This is a genomic window from Paludisphaera rhizosphaerae, from assembly GCF_011065895.1.
GTDB lineage: Bacteria > Planctomycetota > Planctomycetia > Isosphaerales > Isosphaeraceae > Paludisphaera > Paludisphaera rhizosphaerae.
The window spans coordinates 1-1229 of sequence record NZ_JAALCR010000089.1 but is presented as its reverse complement, the minus strand read 5'-3'; the positions used below and the strand labels follow the sequence as shown (position 1 = coordinate 1229).

At 67.4% G+C, this 1229-nt stretch carries 1 protein-coding gene; it reads right to left on the bottom strand.

Features of this window, described 5'->3' with window-relative positions:
• Positions 1 to 855 (bottom strand): polymorphic toxin-type HINT domain-containing protein (locus tag G5C50_RS32100; RefSeq protein WP_206107948.1); only part of this gene is annotated, 855 nt, incomplete at its 3' end.
• Positions 856 to 1229: the final 374 nt, after the last annotated feature.

Below are 1229 nucleotides of genomic sequence, written 5' to 3'. Positions count from 1 at the left end.
AGCGACCAGTTCCGCCGTGGCCGGCACGCCGTCGAAGGGTTGCGCCACGGGTTCGACGAAGCCGTTGTCATGCGCCACCAGGCCGAGACCGCCGACGCAGTAGTTGTCGCCGCCGGAGAGCAGCAGGTTGAACACCGGCTGGACCTTTTCTTTCTCGGCCGAGAGCACTTCCACCACGCCGCCGACGGTCCGCAGCTTGTCCCCGGTCTTGATCTCGCGAGCCATGATCCAGCCGTGCCCAGCCTTCCAGAAGCGGTGGATGCCGGTGGGGTGGACCGTCTCGCCGCCGCCGAGGTCGATCTTGTAGGTCCAGTTGGGCGGGTTGTGGAGGACTTCCACCACCGGCTGGTAGGAGAGCCGGCCGCTGGTCGTGTCCTGGGAGAGGACGAGGTCGCCGGGCCGGATCGACTCGATGGGCCGATCTCCCTGGATCGTTCGCACTGGGGTTCCACCGGCGAAGCACGACGGGCCGGGACGGTAGAGGGCCGTGATCTGGGCGACGGCTATCGGGCCCGTCTGCGGCTGGTAGGCGATGGGGACTTCCTCGACGATCGTGGCTGGCGGCTGGCTCTCGGAGCGGATCGGCTGGCCGTAGCCCTGGAGGTCGACGAACCAGTCCATCCACCTGTCGCGATCATTCCCCAGGTCACGGCCGCTCGCCTCCTTCAGGACGGCCACGGTTCGCTCGTTGACCGCGCGGACCGGCGCGTTGTACGCCTCGATCTGCGCCACGTCGGCGGCCAGTTGCTCACGGGCGACGGCCGCGGAAAGCCGGGCCTCCGCCGCCATGCGGTCGACCGGGATCTCCACGCCGACGTTATAAAGGGGATTGGCGTTGAACGTGGCCATATTCATCGCCGTCATTGTCGAAGGCACTGATGTGACGCCCGCCGGCGGCTGGACAATCCGATTGACCAGCGTCGTCGCCTGCGACGGCGGCACTCCGATGGATGACAGCATATGACCGAGGTTCTGCCTGTTTGGACCAACGCTTTGCAGCGCCGCGGCCGTTAACGCCGGATCGATCCCGACGAGACGCGCATACGGCCCCACCCCTCCTCCATTCGGCGCCGGCATGGCGGCGAGCGGGACGATCCCGCCTCCGACGGCCAGGAGGGCGGTCAACGACGTCCGGTCCGCAATGAAACTTCCGACCAGGCGTTCCACGATCCGTTCCCCGAACTGGTTGTAGCGAAGCCTGTCTCCGGGGCCGAGCACGTCGCTGACGT